General features: G+C 68.8%; 13 protein-coding genes and 5 pseudogenes. 11 read left to right on the top strand and 7 right to left on the bottom strand.

All coding sequences use genetic code 11. The annotated features are described in order from the left end of the window. The first annotated feature begins 25 nt into the window (after positions 1 to 25). From OIE67_RS16025 to OIE67_RS16010, 4 genes and pseudogenes are all read left to right on the top strand, one after another. The gene (locus OIE67_RS16025; RefSeq protein WP_326641020.1) at positions 26 to 454 is read left to right on the top strand and encodes a hypothetical protein; all 429 of its coding nucleotides are present in this window, start codon (positions 26 to 28) and stop codon (positions 452 to 454) included. After that, the gene (locus OIE67_RS16020; RefSeq protein ID WP_326641018.1) at positions 451 to 3366 is read left to right on the top strand and encodes a hypothetical protein; all 2916 of its coding nucleotides are present in this window, start codon (positions 451 to 453) and stop codon (positions 3364 to 3366) included. The genes OIE67_RS16025 and OIE67_RS16020 overlap by 4 nt, the downstream gene beginning before the upstream one ends. Positions 3367 to 3741: 375 nt before the next feature. After that, positions 3742 to 4578: pseudogene (locus OIE67_RS16015) on the top strand (IS5 family transposase); the annotation flags it as partial. 458 nt (positions 4579 to 5036) lie between these two features. After that, positions 5037 to 5873: pseudogene (locus OIE67_RS16010) on the top strand (IS5 family transposase); the annotation flags it as partial. Positions 5874 to 6374: 501 nt separating this feature from the next. Here the strand turns inward: OIE67_RS16010 and OIE67_RS16005 are convergent. The 3 genes from OIE67_RS16005 to OIE67_RS15995 form a co-directional block, all read right to left on the bottom strand. Continuing rightward, positions 6375 to 7091 carry a hypothetical protein gene (locus OIE67_RS16005; RefSeq protein ID WP_326641015.1) on the bottom strand — a complete coding sequence of 239 codons (717 nt, stop codon included), beginning with the start codon at positions 7089 to 7091 and terminating at the stop codon, positions 6375 to 6377. Positions 7092 to 7349: 258 nt separating this feature from the next. Beyond that, entirely contained in the window at positions 7350 to 8228 is an 879-nt protein-coding gene (locus OIE67_RS16000; RefSeq protein WP_326641013.1) for a pentapeptide repeat-containing protein, read from the bottom strand. Then, positions 8215 to 8814, bottom strand: coding sequence for a type II toxin-antitoxin system Phd/YefM family antitoxin (locus OIE67_RS15995; protein ID WP_326641011.1), 600 nt, complete (start codon positions 8812 to 8814; stop codon positions 8215 to 8217). Before OIE67_RS15995 ends, OIE67_RS16000 begins: the two co-directional genes overlap by 14 nt. 380 nt (positions 8815 to 9194) lie before the next feature. On the opposite strand from OIE67_RS15995, the gene OIE67_RS15990 reads away from it, so the two are divergent. The 4 genes from OIE67_RS15990 to OIE67_RS15975 all read left to right on the top strand — a co-directional run bounded on the left by OIE67_RS15990 (position 9195) and on the right by OIE67_RS15975 (position 14028). Beyond that, positions 9195 to 9509, top strand: coding sequence for a hypothetical protein (locus tag OIE67_RS15990; protein ID WP_326641009.1), 315 nt, complete (start codon positions 9195 to 9197; stop codon positions 9507 to 9509). 661 nt (positions 9510 to 10170) lie between these two features. Then, entirely contained in the window at positions 10171 to 10335 is a 165-nt protein-coding gene (locus OIE67_RS15985; protein ID WP_326641008.1) for a hypothetical protein, read from the top strand. A 96-nt stretch (positions 10336 to 10431) separates the two neighbouring features. Beyond that, positions 10432 to 13137: an NACHT and WD40 repeat domain-containing protein gene (locus tag OIE67_RS15980; RefSeq protein WP_326641007.1), complete on the top strand. Its 2706-nt coding sequence runs from the start codon at positions 10432 to 10434 to the stop codon at positions 13135 to 13137. 468 nt (positions 13138 to 13605) lie between these two features. Further along, positions 13606 to 14028 (top strand): WD40 repeat domain-containing protein, encoded by a 423-nt coding sequence (locus tag OIE67_RS15975; protein WP_326641004.1) that lies wholly within the window; start codon positions 13606 to 13608, stop codon positions 14026 to 14028. A gap of 16 nt (positions 14029 to 14044) precedes the next feature. Here the strand turns inward: OIE67_RS15975 and OIE67_RS15970 are convergent, their stop codons facing one another. Further along, positions 14045 to 14206 carry a hypothetical protein gene (locus OIE67_RS15970; protein ID WP_326641002.1) on the bottom strand — a complete coding sequence of 54 codons (162 nt, stop codon included), beginning with the start codon at positions 14204 to 14206 and terminating at the stop codon, positions 14045 to 14047. A gap of 256 nt (positions 14207 to 14462) precedes the next feature. Between OIE67_RS15970 and OIE67_RS15965 the strand changes: the two genes are divergently transcribed. Then, positions 14463 to 14966, top strand: coding sequence for a hypothetical protein (locus OIE67_RS15965; protein ID WP_326641000.1), 504 nt, complete (start codon positions 14463 to 14465; stop codon positions 14964 to 14966). On the opposite strand, the gene OIE67_RS15960 is transcribed toward OIE67_RS15965, so the two are convergent. Beyond that, positions 14914 to 16139 (bottom strand): IS3 family transposase gene (locus OIE67_RS15960; protein WP_326645367.1). Its coding sequence is split into 2 segments (ribosomal slippage): positions 14914 to 15827 and positions 15827 to 16139, totalling 1227 coding nucleotides; the frame shifts between segments, so codons are not numbered across the junction. The two genes, OIE67_RS15965 and OIE67_RS15960, sit on opposite strands and share 53 nt — an antisense overlap. Before the next feature lie 63 nt (positions 16140 to 16202). Between OIE67_RS15960 and OIE67_RS55455 the strand changes: the two are divergent. After that, positions 16203 to 16922, top strand: a pseudogene (locus OIE67_RS55455) (Mu transposase domain-containing protein); the annotation flags it as partial. A gap of 457 nt (positions 16923 to 17379) precedes the next feature. Then, positions 17380 to 18245, top strand: a pseudogene (gene istB / locus OIE67_RS15955) (IS21-like element helper ATPase IstB). A 423-nt stretch (positions 18246 to 18668) separates the two neighbouring features. Here istB and OIE67_RS15950 read toward each other — a convergent pair. Then, positions 18669 to 19631, bottom strand: coding sequence for a phosphotransferase (locus OIE67_RS15950; protein ID WP_326640998.1), 963 nt, complete (start codon positions 19629 to 19631; stop codon positions 18669 to 18671). Positions 19632 to 19946: 315 nt separating this feature from the next. Next, positions 19947 to 20150: pseudogene (locus OIE67_RS15945) on the bottom strand (IS5-like element IS4811 family transposase); the annotation flags it as partial. Positions 20151 to 20179: the final 29 nt, after the last annotated feature.

Below are 20179 nucleotides of genomic sequence, written 5' to 3'. Positions count from 1 at the left end.
AGGCTTTTACCCCCGAGGAGATCCGATGCTCGCAGAGGCCCTGTCCGCCCTGGCTGCCACCGCGGCCACCACCCTGGTAGGCGCGATGGCCACAGACGGATGGGAGAGCGCCAAGTCGCGCTTCTCCCGCCTGTTCTCCAGACGCGGCCAGGCCGAACTGGACAGGATCGACGCCCAGCTCGACACCAACGCGGGCCGGGTGGCGCGGAAGGACGAAGATCGGGTCCGCCAGGCGCTGATCGGCGTGTGGCAGCTGGAGGTCGAGGATCTGCTCGAAGAGCATCCGGAGCTGGCCGGCGAGCTGCGCGACCTGGTGACCGAGCTGCAGGCCGGGCTCCCCGAGAAGTCGATGACGTGGGTACAGAACAACATCGCCCGCGACCACGGCAAGCTCTTTGCCGCCCAGGGTGGCAACATCATCATTCACGGCGACATCGACGACCCGGCTCGGTGAGCGAGCCGATCTTCCAGCAGACGGTCCGGTCGGAGGCCGGCTTCGCATACGGCGTCATCGGCGCGGACCTGCACGTCTTTCAGGACGCGGGTCCCGTCTACACGCTGATCGAGCGGGCAGGACGACCGACCGTGGACGCCGCCTGGCTGCTCGAACAGCCCAGCAGGCTGCTCGACGCCCGCTACGAGGTCGTCGCCTTCGACGGGCGCGAAGCCGAACTCGCCGACCTGACCTCGTGGCTGGAAGGGCCGCAGCTGGCGGCGCGCTGGTTGCACGGCCCGGGTGGCCAGGGCAAGACCCGCCTGGTGTCCGCGTTCGCCGACCTGGCGGCCGAGCGCGGCTGGAAGGTCGTGACCGCCGTCCACCGTGCCGTCCCGTCTCCCGGCAGCCAGGACCTGCTCCCCGGGGCGGCGCCCGGCGTGCTGCTGATCGTCGACTACGCGGATCGGTGGCCCCTGTCCCATCTGAGCTGGCTGTTCGCCAACGCGCTGCTGCACGCTTCTCCAAGCGCGCGGGTGCTGCTGGTGGCCAGGTCGGTGCGGTCCTGGCCGGCGCTGCGTGCCGTACTGACCGAATATGGCGCGCGAACCGGCGACCTGCTGCTCGGACCGCTGCCCCGGACGGCGATCGACCGTGAACGGGTGTTCGCCGCCGCTCACGACTGCTTCTGCGAACGGTACGGCCTGGCCGTCCCGGATGCGGTTGCCCCGCCTCGCCTCGACGGCCCCGGATTCGAGCTCGTGCTGACCCTGCACATGGCCGCCCTGGTAGCCGTCGACGCGCGCGCCAGAGGCGTCAGCCCGCCTGGCGATCCGTCGGAGTTCTCCGCCTACCTGCTCGACCGCGAACGCCGCCACTGGACAGAGCTGCACGGCAACCAGGCTCTGTCGACACCTCCGCAGGTGATGGCCAGGACGGTGTTCACCGCTGTGCTGACCGGCGCCCAGAGCTACGAGGCGGCGGCAGGGGTGCTGGGCGGGCTGGGCCTGCCGGGGCACCCGCACGAGTTGATCGACGATCATGCCGTCTGCTACCCGCCGGCCGAGCTGGATCGGGTCCTGGAACCGCTCTACCCCGACAGGCTGGCAGAGGACCTGCTGGCGCTGGCCCTGCCCGGCCACGCGGCCGGCGACGGCGCCGACCCGTGGACGCCGGGCGCGACCGCCGGATTGCTGGCCCACGACGGCGACCCACCCGCCTACGCGGGACGGGCCATCACCTTTCTCGCCTCGTCGGCCACGAGGTGGCCGCACGTGAGCAAGAGCCTGGCCGACGTCCTTTCCGCGGATCCGGCGCTGGCGCTGGCTGGAGGTGGAGCGGCGCTCACCGCGCTCGCCGAGGTACCGGGCCTCGATCCGGCGGTGCTCGACGCGGTCGAGAGGCTCTTCCCCGAGCGCAGGTACATTGACCTCGACGCTGGAATCGCTGCCGTCACTGAGCGCGTCGCCGCCCACCGCCTGGCCACCGGCGTCGACCCGGCCATGCGAGCCGAGCTGCACGCCACTCTCGCGCGCCGCCTGCTGGTCGTCGACCGCACGCTGGACGCCGTCACCCATGAGGAGCGGGCCATCGAGGGCTACCGTGCCCTCGTGGGAGAGGACCCGGCCCGGTTCACCGGCTCCTTGGCCACCAACCTGAACAACCTCGCCAACCTGCTCATGGGCACCGATCGCGACGAGGAGGCCATGTCGGCCGTGGAGGAAGCGGTGGATCTGCTCCGCGGCCTCGACGACCCGTTCAATCTGGCGATGGCGCTCGGCAACCGCGCAATACTCGCCTATCAGCTGGACAGGAACAGCGAGGCGATCGAGTCGGCGCAGGAGGCCGTGCAGAACCACCGGCTGGCCGTAGCCGCCGCTCCCGACGACCTCGACCTCCAGGGCGGCCTGGCCATGGCCCTGGGCAATCTCGCGAACCTGCGGATGACACTGAAGCAGGGCGAGGAGCAGGCGATCGAAGCCTCGCAGGAGGCGGTGACACTGAGCAGGCGGCTGGCCGAGGCGGACCCTGACGCATTCGGACACAGGGTGGCGGCGATGCTCGGCGCGCACGCCGTCCAGCTGTTCACCGTGGGACGCCACGACGAAGGGATGCGGGCCGCGATCGAGGCAGTGGCGCTGGCGCGTGAGACCGTCGCCAGACACCCGATCCGCTCCTTCCAGTCAGCGCTGGCCAGGAACGCGGTGAGCCTGATGGGCATGTACCAGCGGCTGGAACGGTGGGAGGAGGCCCTCGCCATCGGCCAGGAGCACCTGGCCGGCATCCGAGACTTCGGCGGTCCCCTGCTCACCAACGCGCTGGCCGGGATGATGACCACATTCACCGCGCTGCGCAGGCAGGAGGAGGCCATGCCCTACGCGCAGGAAGCAGCGGAGCGGCTGCGCGCGGCCGTCACAGAGGCAGATCCGGCCGATCCGGACGCAGAGGCAGCGGCCAGGCTGGAGCTGGCGCAGATGCTCAACCAGTACGTCACACTGCTGGTCGCGCTACGCAGGAAGAAGGAGGCCGTGGCCGCGGCCCGCGAGAGGGTCGCGCTCTACGAACGGCTCGTCCAGGACGTCGGCGTGCTCAGAGCGGTGATCGACCTGCATCTGGCCCGCGCGCAACTGGCCAGTGTCCAGGGCAAGCGCCAGCGTGCGGCGACCGAGGCGCGGGAAGCGGCGCGGCTGCAGGACCAGATCGACAACATGTTCCCCAACCTGTTCGCGAACCTCCTCGGCCTCGGCCGGGACGAACCGCGAAGGCGTGCCATGGACCTGCGCACCAAGGTCAACCTGGTGGCTGCGCCCGCGCTGGGGGCGGTCGCCTTCGTCATCAGTTTGACGGCCGGGAGGGGGCCGCTGGAGGCGACGCTCAGCGGGGTCGCGGTGGCGGTCCTGTTCTGGCTAGCCCGGCCACGTCCTCGAAGATGAGGCCGGCGCTCTCTGTGGCCTCGAGGTCACCTGGAGAGCCAGGGTGAAGCCCTCGGCGCCGCTGTTCATCTAAGATTTCCATCCACCTGTCTGATCACACTCTGCTACTGACGCTTAGCATCGCGGCCCGCTGACACTCTCCTGTCGCTCAACACTGTTGGAGATCAGGGGCCTCTTAACGTCTATCTTGCTGCTTCACCTCTTAGAGCCTGCTGACGAAGGATTTGGTCGCTGAGGCCGGATCACAGGGGATGCCCTGGTCGAGCTCTTCGAGCGATACGCCTGCGGACAGGAGCGGGCTCCTGATAGCTGAGGTGTTGTCTACGCAACTCGGCAACCAGGAGCCCGTGGTTGTCTGTTTACACGCCCGCGTCCGTGAGCGCCAGTGGTTGCGCCTCACCGGGATGCCGATGTCATGACCGCAAGCCGTCATATCCGCCGGATCTGACCGATGCCGAATGGGCGGTGCTCGAAGGCGAGGCGCGGGCGGTGATGGCCGAGCTGGTCCAGGCCACCGGCAGGCCGATGGTGCATGACCTGCGCGCGACACTCGACGCGATCAACTACGTGACCAGGTATGGGATCGAATGGCGGGCCCTGCCGGTGGACTTCCCGCCGCATGAGGCGGTCTACGCCTTCTTCCTGCGGTGGTCCCGGCGTGGTCTGCCCGAACGGCTCGCCGGGCGCTTACGCGGCCGGCTGCGCATCCTGGCCGGACGCGCCGAGCTGCCCACCGCCGGGTGCATCGACTCCCAGACGGTCAAGGCGGCCGAGACCGTCGGCGCGGCAGCCTGCGGGTACGACGCGGGCAAGAAGATCAAGGGACAGAAGCGGCATATCGCGGTCGACACGCTCGGACTGCTGTTGTGCGTGATCGTCACCGCCGCCTCCGTCCAAGACCGTGACGGCGCCCACCCGCTGCTGGCCCGGCTGCGGGAGAAGTTCTCCGCCATCGCGCTGGTCTGGGCGGATGGCGGCTACGCCGGGCGCCTGCTCACCTGGGCACGCGACGTGCTCCACCTGACCGTCACGATCGTCAAGCGCTCCGACGATCTGCGTGGCTTCGTCGTGCTGCCGCGCAGGTGGGTGGCAGAAAGGACGTTCGCCTGGCTGGTCCGCTACCGCCGCCTGGCGCGGATCCACGAACGCAAGCCCGTCCATCACGAGGCCATGATCTGGTGGGCCACCGTGCACCAGATGACCCGCCGACTGACGCGCGAGCTGGCGGGCCTGCCATCTCCGAGCCGCTGGGGCGACCCGCCACCGCTACCGGTCTTGTCCAGCCCCGACCGGCGCGGCAAGGTCTTGCAGCTCCTGGCCGCCCAGCCGTGGCGAGCCTGGCGAGGAAGTGAGCTGGCCGCCATCCTCGGGATCGAGAACGTCAACAGCTTCCGCGTTCAGCTGTCCCAATGGTCCCACCAGGGCTACATCAACAAGATCGGACCGGCTCTCTACGGGCCCATGCCCGCCAGCACTTAAGCCTTTGTCAGCAGGCTCTTAGAGCCTGCTGACGAAGGATTTGGTCGCTGAGGCCGGATCACAGGGGATGCCCTGGTCGAGCTCTTCGAGCGATACGCCTGCGGACAGGAGCGGGCTCCTGATAGCTGAGGTGTTGTCTACGCAACTCGGCAACCAGGAGCCCGTGGTTGTCTGTTTACACGCCCGCGTCCGTGAGCGCCAGTGGTTGCGCCTCACCGGGATGCCGATGTCATGACCGCAAGCCGTCATATCCGCCGGATCTGACCGATGCCGAATGGGCGGTGCTCGAAGGCGAGGCGCGGGCGGTGATGGCCGAGCTGGTCCAGGCCACCGGCAGGCCGATGGTGCATGACCTGCGCGCGACACTCGACGCGATCAACTACGTGACCAGGTATGGGATCGAATGGCGGGCCCTGCCGGTGGACTTCCCGCCGCATGAGGCGGTCTACGCCTTCTTCCTGCGGTGGTCCCGGCGTGGTCTGCCCGAACGGCTCGCCGGGCGCTTACGCGGCCGGCTGCGCATCCTGGCCGGACGCGCCGAGCTGCCCACCGCCGGGTGCATCGACTCCCAGACGGTCAAGGCGGCCGAGACCGTCGGCGCGGCAGCCTGCGGGTACGACGCGGGCAAGAAGATCAAGGGACAGAAGCGGCATATCGCGGTCGACACGCTCGGACTGCTGTTGTGCGTGATCGTCACCGCCGCCTCCGTCCAAGACCGTGACGGCGCCCACCCGCTGCTGGCCCGGCTGCGGGAGAAGTTCTCCGCCATCGCGCTGGTCTGGGCGGATGGCGGCTACGCCGGGCGCCTGCTCACCTGGGCACGCGACGTGCTCCACCTGACCGTCACGATCGTCAAGCGCTCCGACGATCTGCGTGGCTTCGTCGTGCTGCCGCGCAGGTGGGTGGCAGAAAGGACGTTCGCCTGGCTGGTCCGCTACCGCCGCCTGGCGCGGATCCACGAACGCAAGCCCGTCCATCACGAGGCCATGATCTGGTGGGCCACCGTGCACCAGATGACCCGCCGACTGACGCGCGAGCTGGCGGGCCTGCCATCTCCGAGCCGCTGGGGCGACCCGCCACCGCTACCGGTCTTGTCCAGCCCCGACCGGCGCGGCAAGGTCTTGCAGCTCCTGGCCGCCCAGCCGTGGCGAGCCTGGCGAGGAAGTGAGCTGGCCGCCATCCTCGGGATCGAGAACGTCAACAGCTTCCGCGTTCAGCTGTCCCAATGGTCCCACCAGGGCTACATCAACAAGATCGGACCGGCTCTCTACGGGCCCATGCCCGCCAGCACTTAAGCCTTTGTCAGCAGGCTCTTAAAGATCGTTGTGTTTCTGGGGTTCGGTAACTGGACTTTCCTCTTCGGCTCCTGAGCCACTGATCGCCGGAAGAGTTGGCCGTCGCGTGACGGTGTCACGTCCCCCGTGTAATGGCACGGGTTGTAGAACGCGGGAGCGCGCGCCCGCACACCTAGGCGCCTACCCGCGTGGCCACGCACGTGTCCGCGCGCGTGGGAGCGCCCCGCTGTGGCCTCACAGGTCGACGATCACGGTGGGGCGGGGGTGGCCGGCGTCCTCGCAGTCGCCGATGAGGATCAGGTGGAAGGTGGCTTGCTCGTGGAGGTGGGCCGGGTCGACCTCGCTCTGGCGGCCGTGGAAGTACCGGTACAGCTTCACGCGGCCGGCCCGGTGCAGTTCGGTCAGGGCACGGCGGGCGGCCTCGGGCGTCAGGTGCAGTTGCTTGGCCAGGGAGGCATAGGAGGTGACCAGCGGGCCGCCGACGATGCCGGCGGCGCCGGTCCAGATATCGCGGGCGAGGTAGCCGGTGACGTCGGCCGGGATGTCGGCCGCCGGCGGGGTGGTCTCCAGCTCGCCGAGCATGGTGGCGGCTTCGGCGAGCGCGGTGGCCAGGCGCTGGCGCGCGTTCCAGACGATGCCGGGCCGGGTGGCCGGGTCGCCGGTGGCGATGACGCCGATGAGGTGCTCGATGCGTTCGGTCCAGCCGGTCCAGTCCAGGGTGTGCTGCTGGCCGGACTGCAGGCGGGCGTCGGCGCGCTCGAGCTCGGCGACGCGCTCCTCGATGTCGCGGGCGAAGTCGCGGCGGTCCTTCTCCCGCTCGCGCAGCTCGGTCAGCTCGGTCAGGTAGCGCACGTCGAGCGGCGGCCCATCGACGGCCCAGTCGTCATCGTCGTCTCCGGCGACGGTGCCGGGGGCGGGGCGGTTGCGCTCGGCCTCCAGCTCGGCGACCACCGCGTTCTCGACCGTGTCGTAGAAGTCGGCGGCCAGGTGGTGTCGGCGTACAGGTATTTGTGCAGACCCTCGTACGAGTAGTTATACAGAGCGCCGATCAGCCAGAGCGCGTTGGTCATCGTGGCGCCCGCCAGGACTCGTTCCGCGGATGTTCAGATCGCCGGCGGAGACTTCTGCTGCGCTCCTGCCACGTCGTCCGGCAGGCCGAGCACACCGTTCAGGTGGGCATCGTCGAAGTTCGCCCTTGTTGTCACCGCATCAGTGAGTCTGGGCCCCGTCGAGAATCGCGCCAGACAGATCCGTCCGGGTGAGGCGAGCGCGGGTGAGGTTGGCTCTCCATAGGTTCGCGCGAGAGAGATCTGCTCCGGTCAAGTCCGCGTCGGTGAGGTCGGCTTGAGCAAGGTCAACGCCGCCGAGTTGCGCTCCTGCGAGATCCGCGCCCGCAAGATGCGCCTCTGCTAGATCGACTCGTCCACGATCGGGATCGTCATGATTGACGTTCCGGCGGCCTATCACGGCCACCGCCGCCTGTACGTCCGCCCTCAGCCGTGGCCGACCCTCCAACGAGGCCGGCGCATTCGCTGCCTGCCCGTGCGTACCGTGGCCGGATTGGCTGGCCGGGGCAAGGCGGGAAGGCTCGCGTACGAAGGCGGTAAGCACCTCTAACACCGTCGGATGATCGCGCACCGAGTCACGGGCGATCCGTTCCAGCGCGTAGACACCACCCAGCCGAACGGCCAGTTCCGACGAGCCGAGTTGCTCGATCGCCTTGGTGTATCGGTCAGTGACCAGGCCCTGCTCGCCAAGAGCAAGAGTTCGTTGGCCCACCTCGTAGGTGCGCCGGGCGGTGTCGGCATTTCGAGCGGTGTAGAACACCGCCACGAGCGCCACTACTCCCGTCGAAAGCGCCAGCCCTCGACCCCGGATCGCGTCCAGTGCCTCGGCCCGTTCCTTGCCCGATAACCCCGTCACATCGTCGACGTGCTCCAGGACCCACCCAGCCCCGGGGCCGAGCAACCAGATCAAGCCCGCCAGCAGAATCAGGCCGGCAACCGCCAAGAACGCCAGATCCAGCCTTCGTATGCGGACGGCCGTGCGTGAAGCCGCCATCGCCCGCAACTTCTCAGCCAGCCGCACTTTCCGCCTCCACCCCGCTGGGCCTTCGCGACACGAGGGCCAGGCCCGGATCGTACTCGGTCGATCGAAGACGCAGCCAGGGGAAACGATCACCGGCGGAACCCGGCGACAACTCGTCGAACGTTCCTTGCCCTGCCTCACCTCTGCACGTTGGCCTGTACGTGCTTGTGCACTTCCAGGTGTACGCCGACAGGTGGTCGAGCACCGTCCACACGCGCTGGTGGGCGCGGGCCCACAGCACCTCGCGGGCCTCCAGCACGGCGTCGGCGGCGCGATGCAGCCGTTCGTAGTCGCGCCGGGTCCGCTCAGCTTCGGCGAGGCTCTGTTCGACGGTGTCGGCCAGCTGGGCGCGGGTGCGGGCGGCCTCGGCCGGCACCACCGCGGCGATGCGGGTGCGGTGCTTGGTCAGGTAGGTGATCTCGTCCAGGTAGCGGGCGCGGTCGGCCAGCTCGCCGAGCTGCCCGCGCGCCTCGCGGATGCCCAGCTCCCGCTCCGCCGGCGGCGCGACCTCCGCAGCGTCTTGTGTGGCGGATGGTGCGGTCACGTCCCCGGCGGCGGCGCTGTCGTTGTGAGCCATGGGGAACATGTGTACACAATGCGCACCTTGTGCCGCCGGGGTTTCGCGCTGGTCGTCATCGGCCGCGCATCATCTCAATTAGCCAGGCCCGGTCGGCGGCCGCCGTGGCATCGGCCTGCTGCCCGCCGGGTTCGAGTGAGATGTCCGGTTTGGCCCGCCGGTAAGAATCGCGCCGCACGGCCCAAACGAGCGACATCGCCGCAGGTCACCGTGCGCGACGGTGTCACCCGCGCAAGGCAGGTTTTCGGTCCGGGCGTTCGGGGATGAGTCAGGCGCTCTGCGGCACGATAATGCTGGATCGGGCGTTTCCGCAGGTCGCGTTGCTTGCTAAGTGCTTTTATGTCAAGCCGTCCGGGGAGCTCCTGGTTTACGCAGCGTCGCTTTGGGGCGTGCGGCACGATTCTTACCAGCACCCCATCTCGGCCGGCACGAAGATCGGCATCGGTCGCGGCGAGGACTGGGCGGTGTCCAGCGCGTCCGCGAGCCCGTACAAGGGCGTCCGGTCCTTCTTCAACTACGGCTGGCCCGAAAACGAGGACCAAGTCGCGGTCACCTTCGTCTGGCCGGACAACACCAAGAGCCGGTGGTGTATTCACCGCGCCGAGGACGGGGACCTCGGCGAGGGACACAGCACGATCAGCATCGGCGTGACCGTCATCAAGATCGACTGGATCAACGCCTCCCAGGCGCCGTGCAACGAGTAGGCCCGCGTCTCCCGGTGACGACGGCTGCACCGGTCCGCACGAGGCTTCCCCGTCAAGTCCGCCTGTTGACGTTCTTGTCGCTGTCTCGCCGGCGTCTGTGCGGGCTCGCAGAGCCGTGCGGCCTTGCCGCGGAGCTTGCGCAACTCGCATGTGAAACCCGCACCACCGGCCCGGCCCCGGACTCCAACGGCCTGCTCAGGACGCCCAGTGCTTCCCCACGAGCGGGCCACCGATTGTCTGGACTGATGAAAGGGGGCTGCCAGACAACTGTTCGGACCCCAAGACTGAGGACCCGTGGCGGGATTGTGACCTGTGTGTTCCGGCTCAGGCTGGAACAGGGTGACGGGCGGCGACGCCGTGTTGCGCACTGGATTTCGCAGCCCCGCAGCGGCGCAGGCGTCTCCTGGCGGTTGCCCCAAGGGGCGCGATCTGACGGACGCGGCGGGACATCACGACGTATCGGAAAGACGAGAGGTGACGGCATGACCAGAATGACACTCAGATGGGCCGCGATCGGGCTGCTGACCGCAGCCGGACTCGCGCTGGCCGCAGGAAGTACTTGACACATAACTGAGGGCTACCAAAGATAACCGAACTTATCTGGGGTTGTTGGCCTCTTCTTGCAGGTGAGAGCGATATGATCTTGTTTGCCATGTAAGGCATGTCGGCTGATCTTCTCGGTACCCAGATATTGGCCGAGGTGACGGAGGTGGGCGACGTGGTCGAGGTGGGCTTGGAGGGCCTCGGCACCCTGCGCATCCACGTCGTCGCCAGGCCCGTGCCGATCCCCGAGGTGTACGGCGTGCAGCCCAGCGTCTCGGACTAGGTGATCTCCACGGCGTCCGGCGGCGACTGGGAGATTCGTGGCATCAGGCCGCCGCTTCGCCGGTGAGAGCCTCGCCCGCCGCGTGATAATGCGGTCATGCCGCGAGCGCCATGGGCCTTCCTCTTCATCGTCTCCTTCGTGCTCGTGGGCGCCGTGGCCTGGTGGATGGCCGACGACGGCCTTGAGATCAACGACGCCCGCGCCAGCGTGCTCAGCCTGGTCGTAGGTCTGTGCGCGCTGCTGCTGACCCTGGTGGGGATGCTGCGGCGCTGGCAGAGCCGCAGCCGCGACGACCGCCTCTCGGGACCCCGCACGACCGACCCGGTGACGCACGCGGGCTATCTGAAGCAAATGATCCTGGCCGGCGCGGTCGCCGGGGACGACGCGCTGAGCAGGCCGCAGGTCCTGCCACTGTCGTGGACGAGCGCGGCGCCGGAACTCGGCGACGGCGTGCCCGCCCCGCCAGACGGCAGCAGGATCAAGGGGCGCAAGCGCAACCGCCTCGACGTCGGCTTCCGGCGCGCCATCCGCGATCTGGCCGCGCACTACCGGCGTATCGCTAATGGCCGCCTGGTCATCCTGGGCGAGCCGGGCGCGGGCAAGAGCGTGTTGTCGTTCATGCTGGTCCGCGGGCTGCTGGAGGAGTGGCGGCCCGGCGAGCGGGTGCCACTCCTGCTGTCGGCGGCCTCTTGGGACCCTACCCGGGAGAAGCTGTGCGAGTGGATCGTGCGGACTCTGGCCGTCGCCCATTACAGCGGAGCGCGGGAGATACCGCGCAGCCTGTTCGACCATGACCTGCTGCTGCCTGTCGTCGACGGCCTGGATGAGATGCCGGAGTTCACTCGGCGCCTGGCGGTGCGGGCGGTCAACGAGGCGCTCGCACGTGACCGTCCGATCGTGCTCGCCTGCCGTACGACCGAGTACTCCGAACTCATCGGCACCGGCAGCCCGCCGCTGCGCCAAGCACCGGTCATCGAGCTCGAACCGCTGAACATCTACGACGTGACGGCCTACCTGCGCGCCGTGGACTGGGCCGACGCGGCCCGCCTGGAGCCCCTCTACGCGCACCTGGACGCGAACCCGGGCGGCGTGGTCGAGGCGGCGCTGGCCACGCCGCTGACGGTGTCGATGCTGCGGAGCGTCTGCGAGCGCGGAGGCGACCTCGATCCCGTGCTGCGCCTGCCGTCGCGGGCGGCGGTGGAGGACGCGCTCATCGGGGCCGTTGTCGGCGAGCCCAGCCGGGCACGGCGCTGGCTGTCCTACCTGGCCGAGCACCTGCACGAGCATCGCGAGCGTGAGCTGGCGTGGTGGCGGCTGAGCGGGCGCCTGCTGTCGCCCTGGGCGGTCATCGGGCTGGCGGTGCTGTGCGGCGTCGCGCTCACGCTGCTGTCCTGGGCATGGATGCTGATCTTCGGCGACTGGGAGGACACCGGCCTCAACACCGCGCTTCTGCTCGGCGCCTACATCGGAGGCGGGTTCGCGATCCTCGCGATCATCGCCTGGTATGCCGGCGACGCGGCGGCTACCCCCCGGCGGCTCGCTCCTACCGCGGCCGGGGCGGCCGCGCGGCTGCGCCAGGGCATGGCGACCGGCCTGGCCCTGGCCGCCATCCCGGTCCTGCCGGTCCTCATCGGCATGGGCGTGGTCATCACCCTCGCGTACGGCTGGCCGCCCGAGAACACCGAGTTCTACCTGTCCGCTCTGGCCCTGGGCCTGGCGGCGATGGTCGTGACGGGCTTGGCGCTGGCCGTGCACCGGTGGCTGGATGGCTCGCCGGGGCGATCGGGCGAGGCGGGGCCGGTGGCGCTCCTGATCGAGGACCGGCGCTCCAGCCTGGTCTCGGCCGCGGTCGCGGGCGCCGTGGTGGGGTTGGGAGCGGGTCCGGCCTTGATTGTGGCGCTGGTGGCGGTGCAGATCATGCAGGCGCTGGTCACCGGCTGGTCCGGAGAGCCGTCGCTGAGGGAGCTGATTGCGTCGGTCTTACCGGAGGAGTGGAGTGACCCGCTGCTGCTGGGCGCGGTTGTGCTGCTGCCGGGGATCGTCTTCGCGTCGCTCACGTTGCTCACTCGGGCTTGGGCCCGGTTCGTGTGGGTGCGGTTCGTGCTCGCCTTACGCGGGCGCCTGCCGTGGCGGTTCGTGACCTTCCTGGAGGATGCGCACCGGCAGGGGCTCCTGCAGCACTTCGGCGGGGAGTATCGGTTCCGGCACATCCGGATGCAGGACTGGCTGGCCAGCACTGCGCTGAGGCCGCCCGAGCCGAGCCCGCGGCGGCGCCGGCTCGGCAGGATCGTGGTGCTCGCGGGCGTCGCGGTCGCGCTGGTCGTATGCGTCGCCCTGGTCCGCGCGTTGCCGCCCGACGGCTCCTCGCGGACCCTGCTGACCGGCATAACCACCAACATGCGCTTCCTCGACGGACGGACCATGGTGGTGAAAGGGGTGGACGGGCGAATGCAGCTGTGGGACCTGGAGACCGGGCGTCCCATCGGCCGCAGCCTGCCCGGCGCCGGTAACGTGACCTTCAGCACCGCGGGTCGTCTGGTGGCCACGCTCGAATCGCCGGCGAACCTGTCGATCCTGGACCTGCGGACCGGGGCGGAGCTATGCAGGACCGTCCTGCCCAGAATCAGCGCGGACCCCCTCCTGCTCTTCAGCCCTGACGGCCGCGTCCTGCTCACGGACCTGGAGCCCGGCAACTACCAGCTGTGGGAGCCGCGCACCTGCACCCGGATCGGCGGACCCATGCGTCAGGGGCCGACCGCCCCACGTTCAGTCCCGACGGCGGCGTGCTCGTCGTCAGAGTAGGAGGCAGCGAGACGCTCACGCTCTGGAACACCCGGACGGGAGCCCGCATCGACGACGGAACCATCGCCGGCTCATCGCACTTCACCCCTGACGGCAAGATCCTCGTGACGGTGAACGGCACGCATATGTGGCTGTTCGACTCCGCGACGGGAAAGGTCCTCGACGGCCCGCTGCCCGGGTACAGCCCGATGCCCGTGGCACCGGTCGACAGCAGCCGGGCCTACTTGATCCGCTGGAGTCGCCCAAGCGGTTCACTGGCGGTCAGACGGCTGTGGGGAGACCAGCGCACCTTCACCTTCCCCGGCGTGCTCGCCGAGGACATCGCCGACGGTGTGCTGGCGGGCGTGCTTGCAAACGGGCAGATCCGGCTGTGGAGCCTGGACGACGGCAGCCCGCTCGGCTCCATCGACACCGGCCACCCCCGTGTCGACGGGGACAAGCGTCGAGCTCAGCTCCGACGGGCGAAACTTGCGCCTGGAGGACACGGGCGGTCGCGGCATCGAGTACTGGGACCTCGGGCGACGGGTGCGCGTGAGCTTCGTGGAGATGTCGGGGAATGTGGAAACGCGGTTCGTGCCCGGCACGCGGACGGCGGTCGTCGCCGAACTGTCGAGAGATGGCCGCCGCATCAGCCGCCTCATCGACCTCGACACCGGCGAGACGAAGCCTGTCACCATCCCCGATGGCTGGACGAACAACCGAGGCAACCAACTCGCCTGCAGATCCGCGGACAGGCGGACGATTGAGGTGTGGGACCTCGCCACCGGCCGGCGGACCACACTGACCGGCCACACCAACGAAATCTACAACCTGGCCTACAGCCCCGACGACCGGCTGCTAGCCAGCCAGTCGTCGGACGACACCATCCGCCTGTGGCACGCCCCGGGCTGAGCGCCCTCACGCCGTTCTACCTGACCCCGACCTGCCGGTGGTAGGCCCCGATCGCCGGCAGCCGGGTCGGCTCCTCGGCGGGTGAGTCGAAGAGGCGCAGCTCGAAATCGCCCCTCCCCGGAGCGAACGCCGCGCCCAGCTCAATCAGCTCGTCCAGGGCGTCAGGCTCGCCGGGCACGATCGACGGGAACTGCCGTGGTGCGCCATCGGATGCCCGTTGACGGACCCGTTCGCCGGTGATCGCCAGGTCAGGGTCACGACCGCCAAGGGCATCCGCCGGCCGCCGGCTGGTTCTGTCGGTGACAAGTGACAGCGTTTGCCGGTCTCCTGCGACAGCGATCGTTTCCGGGGGAAGACGATGTCGTTGAGAATTAATAGCGCTCGACAGCTTGCGGTGAGAGCATTGGTGTGCTTCTCGGGATGAGGTGGCGCCGGTGCAGTCCAAGGTCGAGTTGTACGCGGCGATCCGCCGCGATTCTCGAGCGGGGCTGTCCATCCGGGCCATCCAGAGCAAGCACAATGTGGGCTTTCGCACCATGGAGAAGGCGCTGGCCTCGGTCTGGCCCGAGCCGCGCAAGCCGCTGCCGCCCCGGCCATCGAGGCTGGATTCGTTCAAACCCCTGATCGATCAGATGCTGCGGGCGGATCTGGACGCACCGCCCAAGCAGCGGCACACGGCCAGGCGCATCTTCGACCGGCTGGTGGAGGAGCATGAGGCGGCCGGGGTGTCGTACGGGATGGTCCGCGTCTACGTCGCCAAACGCCGTCCGCAGATCCGGTTAGAGGTGGGCCGGGGGCCGGCGGAGGTCTTCATCGAACAAAGCCACCAGCCCGGCGTCGAGGCCGAGGTGGACGGGGCTTCCCCCATGAACGCGAACACCAATTTCAGGCGGCAGGCCCCAGACTATCTGCCATCATCTCGTAGGCGATCGGGCTGAGTTGGCCGAGGCGGGAGTGCCGTCGGACCGTGTTGTAGCGGGTGATCCAGCGGAACACGGCCAGGCGGGCGGTCCGGGCGTCGGGCCAGTGGTGCGCACCCTGCAACGTCTCGCGTTTGAGGGTGGCATTGAAGGACTCGGCCAGCGCGTTGTCGGCGCTGGTGCCGACCGCGCCGCGCGAGCGGGTGACGCCGAGCTGGCGGCAGGCCCGGGCGAACTCCCGCGAACAGTACTGCGCCCCGTTGTCGCTGTGAAAAACCGCGCCGTCCAGGCGGCCGCCCCGGGTATGCGCGGCTGCCTGCAGCGCGTCGATGACGAGCTCGGTGCGCATGTGGCCGGCGATCGACCAGCCTGCCAGCCGGCGCGAATACAGATCCACGACCGTGGCCAAGTACAGGAAACGGCCGCCGCCGACGGGCAGATACGTGATGTCGCCGACGTAGCGGGTGTTCGGCTGCGCGGCGGTGAAGTCGCGCTGGATCACGTCCGGCACCGGGGCCGCGTCCGGCTCCGGGATGGTGGTGCGGATCTTCTTGCGCAGCCGTAGCCCGGCGATGCCGTGCTCGCGCATCACCCGTTCCACCCGCTTGTGGTTGACCTTCATCCCTGCTGCGCGCAGCTCGGCCGTCATCCGGGGCGAGCCGTAGGTGCCGTCGTGCTCGGCGTGGATTCGCTGCATCCGCTCGGCCAATTGCGCGTCGGCCTGGCGGCGGGCCAGCCGTGCCACAGCGCCCTTGAGCCACCGGTAGAAGCCCGAGCGAGACACCTGCAGCACCCGGCACAACCGCTTCACCCCGTAGAGCGCCTTGTGATCCTCAACGAACTGGAAGCGGTTCACCAGTTCGTCTCGCCCGCGAAAAGCTTGGCCGCCTTGCGCAGGATGTCCCGCTCTTGCTCCAGCTCCCGGATCCGCGCCTTGAGCTGCTTGTTCTCCTCTTCTAGCACGTCGTCCGAGGGTACGTGCCCGCCCGACGCGGCCTTACCTGCCGGGGCCGCGCCGGCTCCACGTTGTCCGCCTTCGCCCCTGGCCTGCGCGGCGCGCACCCAGACTCGCAGCGTCTCGCGGCTGACTCCGAGGTCCCTCGCGATCGACGTGATCGTCCGGTCCGGCCTCGACAACACCAACGCCACCGCGTCGGCCTTGAACTCGGGCGGGTAGTTCTTCATCACCATCAGTGACATCTCTTCCCCTGGATCTCAAGATCCAGTCTCCGAGGTGTCCTCGTTCAAGGGGGAATGCCCGAGTTCGGGGACGTGTGGATCCGGCCGGCGGGCGAGCTGACCCGGTGCTACCTGTTCGCCTTCCGGCTGTCCTGGTCGGGCAAGGCCGTGCACAGGATGTTCCTCACCTGTTCCCAAGAGGCGTTCTTCGAGGGGCACGTGCACGCGATGACCGCGCTGGGCGGGCTGCCCACGGGCAAGGTGCGCTACGACAACCTCAAGCCCGCGGTGGCCAAGGTGCTGGGCTTTTCCCGGGCCCGGGTGGAATCGGAGCGATGGGTCGCCTTCAGAAGCTGGGCCGGTATCGACGCCTTCTACTGCCGCCCGGGACTGATCGGCGCACACGAGAAGGGCGGGGCGGAGGGGCAGATCGGCTGGTTCCGCCGCAATCACATGGTGCCCGTCCCTGAAGTGAGCTCGATGAATGAGCTCAACGCGCTGATCGACCGCTGGGACGTCAAGGATGAGCAGCGCCGGATCCGGATGCGCCCGCAGACCATCGGCGAGCGCTTCGCTCATGAGCAGAAGCTGCTGGCGCCGTTGCCGGTCGAGCCGTTCGAGATCGGCCGGCTGCTGACCCCGCGCGTCAATCTGCACGGGCAGATCAGCGTGCGCACCAACCGCTATTCGGTGCCGATCCGGCTGGCCGGGCACGAGGTGCGGGTCATGCTGTTCGCCTCCCACCTGGTCGTCTACCACAAGGGGGTGGAGGTGGCCCGGCACGAGCGGCTGATCGCCAAGGGCGGAGCCCGGCTGGAGTTGGACCACTACCTGGAGGCGCTGGTGCACAAGCCGGGCGCGCTGCCCGGCGCGACTGCGCTGGAGCAGGCCCGGGCCTCGGGCACGTTCACCGCCGCGCACGAGGCGTGGTGGGCGGCCGCGCGTCGCAAGCACGGGGACGCGGCCGGCACCCGGGCGCTGATCGAGGTGCTGCTGCTGCACCGGCACCTGGAGCATCGCCACGTGGTGGCCGGGATCGCGGCCGCACTGACGGTGGGGGCGCTGACCGCTGATGCCGTCGCGCTGGAGGCGCGCAAGGCCGCCCAGGCCGACGACGATCCCGTTCCGGGGCCGGTCCCGCCCCGGCCGGAGCGCCTGGCCTGGCTGGATGAGCCGGCGGTGGTGTCGCTGACCACCCGGCGGCTGGCCCAGCTGCCGCCCGATACCCGACCGCTGCCGTCAGTGGCCGTCTATGACCAGTTGCTGCGCCGCCGCCCGGCGGCCGGCCCGCATCCGAGGGAGAGTCATGACCACCTTTCACCGCCGCGGGCTGACCGAGGAAGCCGCCGAGGCCGCCATCTACCAGGCGTGTCAGAAGCTGCGGCTGCCGACCATGCGCGGCCAGTTCACCGACCTGGCCGGTCAGGCCGCCCGCGAGCAGATGAGCTACCTGGGTTTCCTGGCCGAGCTGCTGATGGCCGAATGCGACTACCGCGCCCGCAAGGCCTCCGACCGGCGGATCAAGATGGCGAACTTCCCACGGCAAAAATCGCTGCGCGAGTTCGACTTCGACGCCAACCCCCACGTCGACCCGGCCGTCATCCACACGCTGGCGGATGCGACTGGGTGCGCAAGCACCTGCCGCTGTGTCTGATCGGCGATTCGGGGACGGGCAAGTCGCACCTGCTCATCGCGCTGGGCACCGAGGCCGCGATGGCCGGGTTCAAGGTCAAGTACATCCTGGCCGCCAAGCTGGTCAACGAGCTGGTCGAGGCCGCTGACGAGAAGGTGCTGACCAAGACGATCGCCCGTTACGGTCGCGTCGATTTGCTCTGCCTGGATGAGCTGGGCTACATGGAGCTTGATCGTCGCGGTGCCGAACTGCTGTTCCAGGTTTTGACCGAAAGGGAGGAGACCAGCAGTGTCGCGATAGCCTCAAATGAGTCGTTTTCGGGATGGACCAAGACATTCACCGAGCCTCGGCTCTGCGCGGCCATCGTGGACCGGCTCACCTACGGCGGCAACATCATCGAGACCGGCACCGACTCCTACCGGCTCACCCAGACCAATCGCGCCCAGGCCGAAGCCGCCGCAGTGGCGAGCAAGGCCGCCGGCTAACCCTTCTTCCTGCCCTTCCTCGACAACGCCCTGGCCGGCTGCTGGGAGGAGCGGGTCAAGATGCAGCGCCCGCAGCGAAGCGAGGACGAACGATCTTGATGCGGGACGAGCCGCGGCGATCGTCGCAGCGTCGAGGAAGAGCGCCAACGACCAGCTGGGAGCCCCCTCATGACCACGTCGAACGCGCCCTCGCCAAAGCCCTCACGGAGATCGTCATCAGGCTTGATCTCAGCGACGACGACGTCATCGCGCCGAGGGGCTCCAGCCGGTGATAGCCCTCCTGCAAGGTCTCCCTGAGCAGGACCGGCAAGCCCTCGTCGAGTCGCCCGCGCTCCTGAGGCAATCTGTCAGGACTCTGGAGGTCCATGCATGTCCGTCGGGCACGTCGGCGCATCGCCCATGAGGCTCTCGTGACGTGCGGCGTCAGTGGTTGAGCTCGTTGCGCAGATCGGCGAGCGCGATTCGGTCGTCCTCGCTGCCGGTGTGCGGTGCTTGGAACCAGCGGGCGTATTGCTCTATCTCGGTCAGCCGCCACTCCAGTTCGAACAGCTCGATCATCTCGGGCTCGCCGCCGAGGGCCCGTCGGTCGTGTTCGGGCAGGTGGAAAAGGTCCCGCTCGTGCGGGGCGAGCGCGAACGACTCCCAGTCCACCAGCACGAGTCCGGAATCTGTGAGTATCTGGTTGGCGTGGTGTGGCTCGCCGTGCGTCGGCACCCAGCGGTCAAGGGCTGCCAGCGCCTTCTCGGCGAGCTCGGCATACCGTGACGCCCAGCCGGCGATCGATTCGGCAGAATCAACGATCAGGCGACGAGCGTCCTCTCCGAACGGGCCCGTGTTCCACAATTCTGTGGCGGCATGCGTCAGCTGGCCGGAGAAGTCCGGTGTGATCCGCGTTTGCCAGCGTGGCAGCGAAACCGGCGCGGGGGCGCTGTGCAACTCGGCGAGCAGCCGTTTCGTCTTGGCGGTATGGTCGGGTCGTACGGCCTCTACCTCGTCGGGCGTGCGCCCCGTCGCCCAGGGAACGACGCTGAGAATCCCCTCGGCCAGGCGGATCGTGAAGCTCCCGTTCGTGGATCGGACCGGTGCGAGCACCCCGAGAAAGCCTCTCGCTGCGAGCTCGGACGCCGCCGCGTATGCTCTCTCAAACAAGTCGGGGGTTCGATGCCCGCCTGGCATGTCGAGCGTCGCGAAGAGCGCGGGCACACCATCCTGGTCGATCCGCCAGTGGTGCGCCCCGAATCCCACCGGCAGATAGGCGGCGCTCTCCGCAACTGGAAGCCAGCCATCCCGCACCGCAGAAAGCACAGCATGATCGGTCGGCGACAGAGGCGAAGTGAACATGTCTTGATCCTCCCACAGCAGGCCCCGCACACCCTCTTTCAGCACTCACGTGAACACGCTAGGTGAGTAGTCGAGCCTCCGGGTGCTGCTACTTGTCACCGACATTCCGGGCCCGATCAGCCCCCGAGTGCTGTCCAAACTGACCGACAAACGCTGCTGCTACTCACCAGCAAAGTCACTGCGCCTGCGGCGGCTGAGGCGAGAAGCGCGGCCGCAGCCAGAGCCGCGCGCAGCACTCGGGAGTGTCGGACCGTCATACTCCCGTATCGGGAAACCCCGGACGGATATGACCAGGACCCGGGCATCCCCGGCCGCCTGGGCGCGTGAGAGGGGTTCTCAGGCGGCCTGCGGCGCGGGGGCTGGCTTCCGGACCCAGGCGGATGGCTTTTTCCTGGTCAGCCGCCTGGTCATGAGCGTGATCGCCGCCACGGTCAGGTGGGCCTCGCTGTGCGAGGGCTTGCGTTCGAAGTCGATGACGTTGCGTCGGGCATTCATCAGCCAAGACAGCGACCTCTCGACGATCCACCGTCGCGCGAGCACCTTGAATCCCGTCTGACCAGGCCGTTTGGGCCCTCCGCTCCCGAACGTGTCCC

This window comes from Nonomuraea fuscirosea (assembly GCF_035917475.1).
Lineage (GTDB): Bacteria > Actinomycetota > Actinomycetes > Streptosporangiales > Streptosporangiaceae > Nonomuraea > Nonomuraea fuscirosea.
The sequence above is the reverse complement of the archived record's forward strand: the minus strand, read 5'-3'. Positions and strand labels throughout refer to the sequence as shown.

Bases quoted from the DNA above. Each gene is read 5' to 3' on its own strand.
- OIE67_RS16025 (WP_326641020.1), top strand. From the start codon at position 26: ATGCTCGCAGAGGCCCTGTCCGCCCTGGCTGCCACCGCGGCCACCACC.
- OIE67_RS15995 (WP_326641011.1), bottom strand. From the start codon at position 8,814: ATGTTCCCCATGGCTCACAACGACAGCGCCGCCGCCGGGGACGTGACC.
- OIE67_RS15985 (WP_326641008.1), top strand. From the start codon at position 10,171: ATGTCGGCTGATCTTCTCGGTACCCAGATATTGGCCGAGGTGACGGAG.
- OIE67_RS15980 (WP_326641007.1), top strand. From the start codon at position 10,432: ATGCCGCGAGCGCCATGGGCCTTCCTCTTCATCGTCTCCTTCGTGCTC.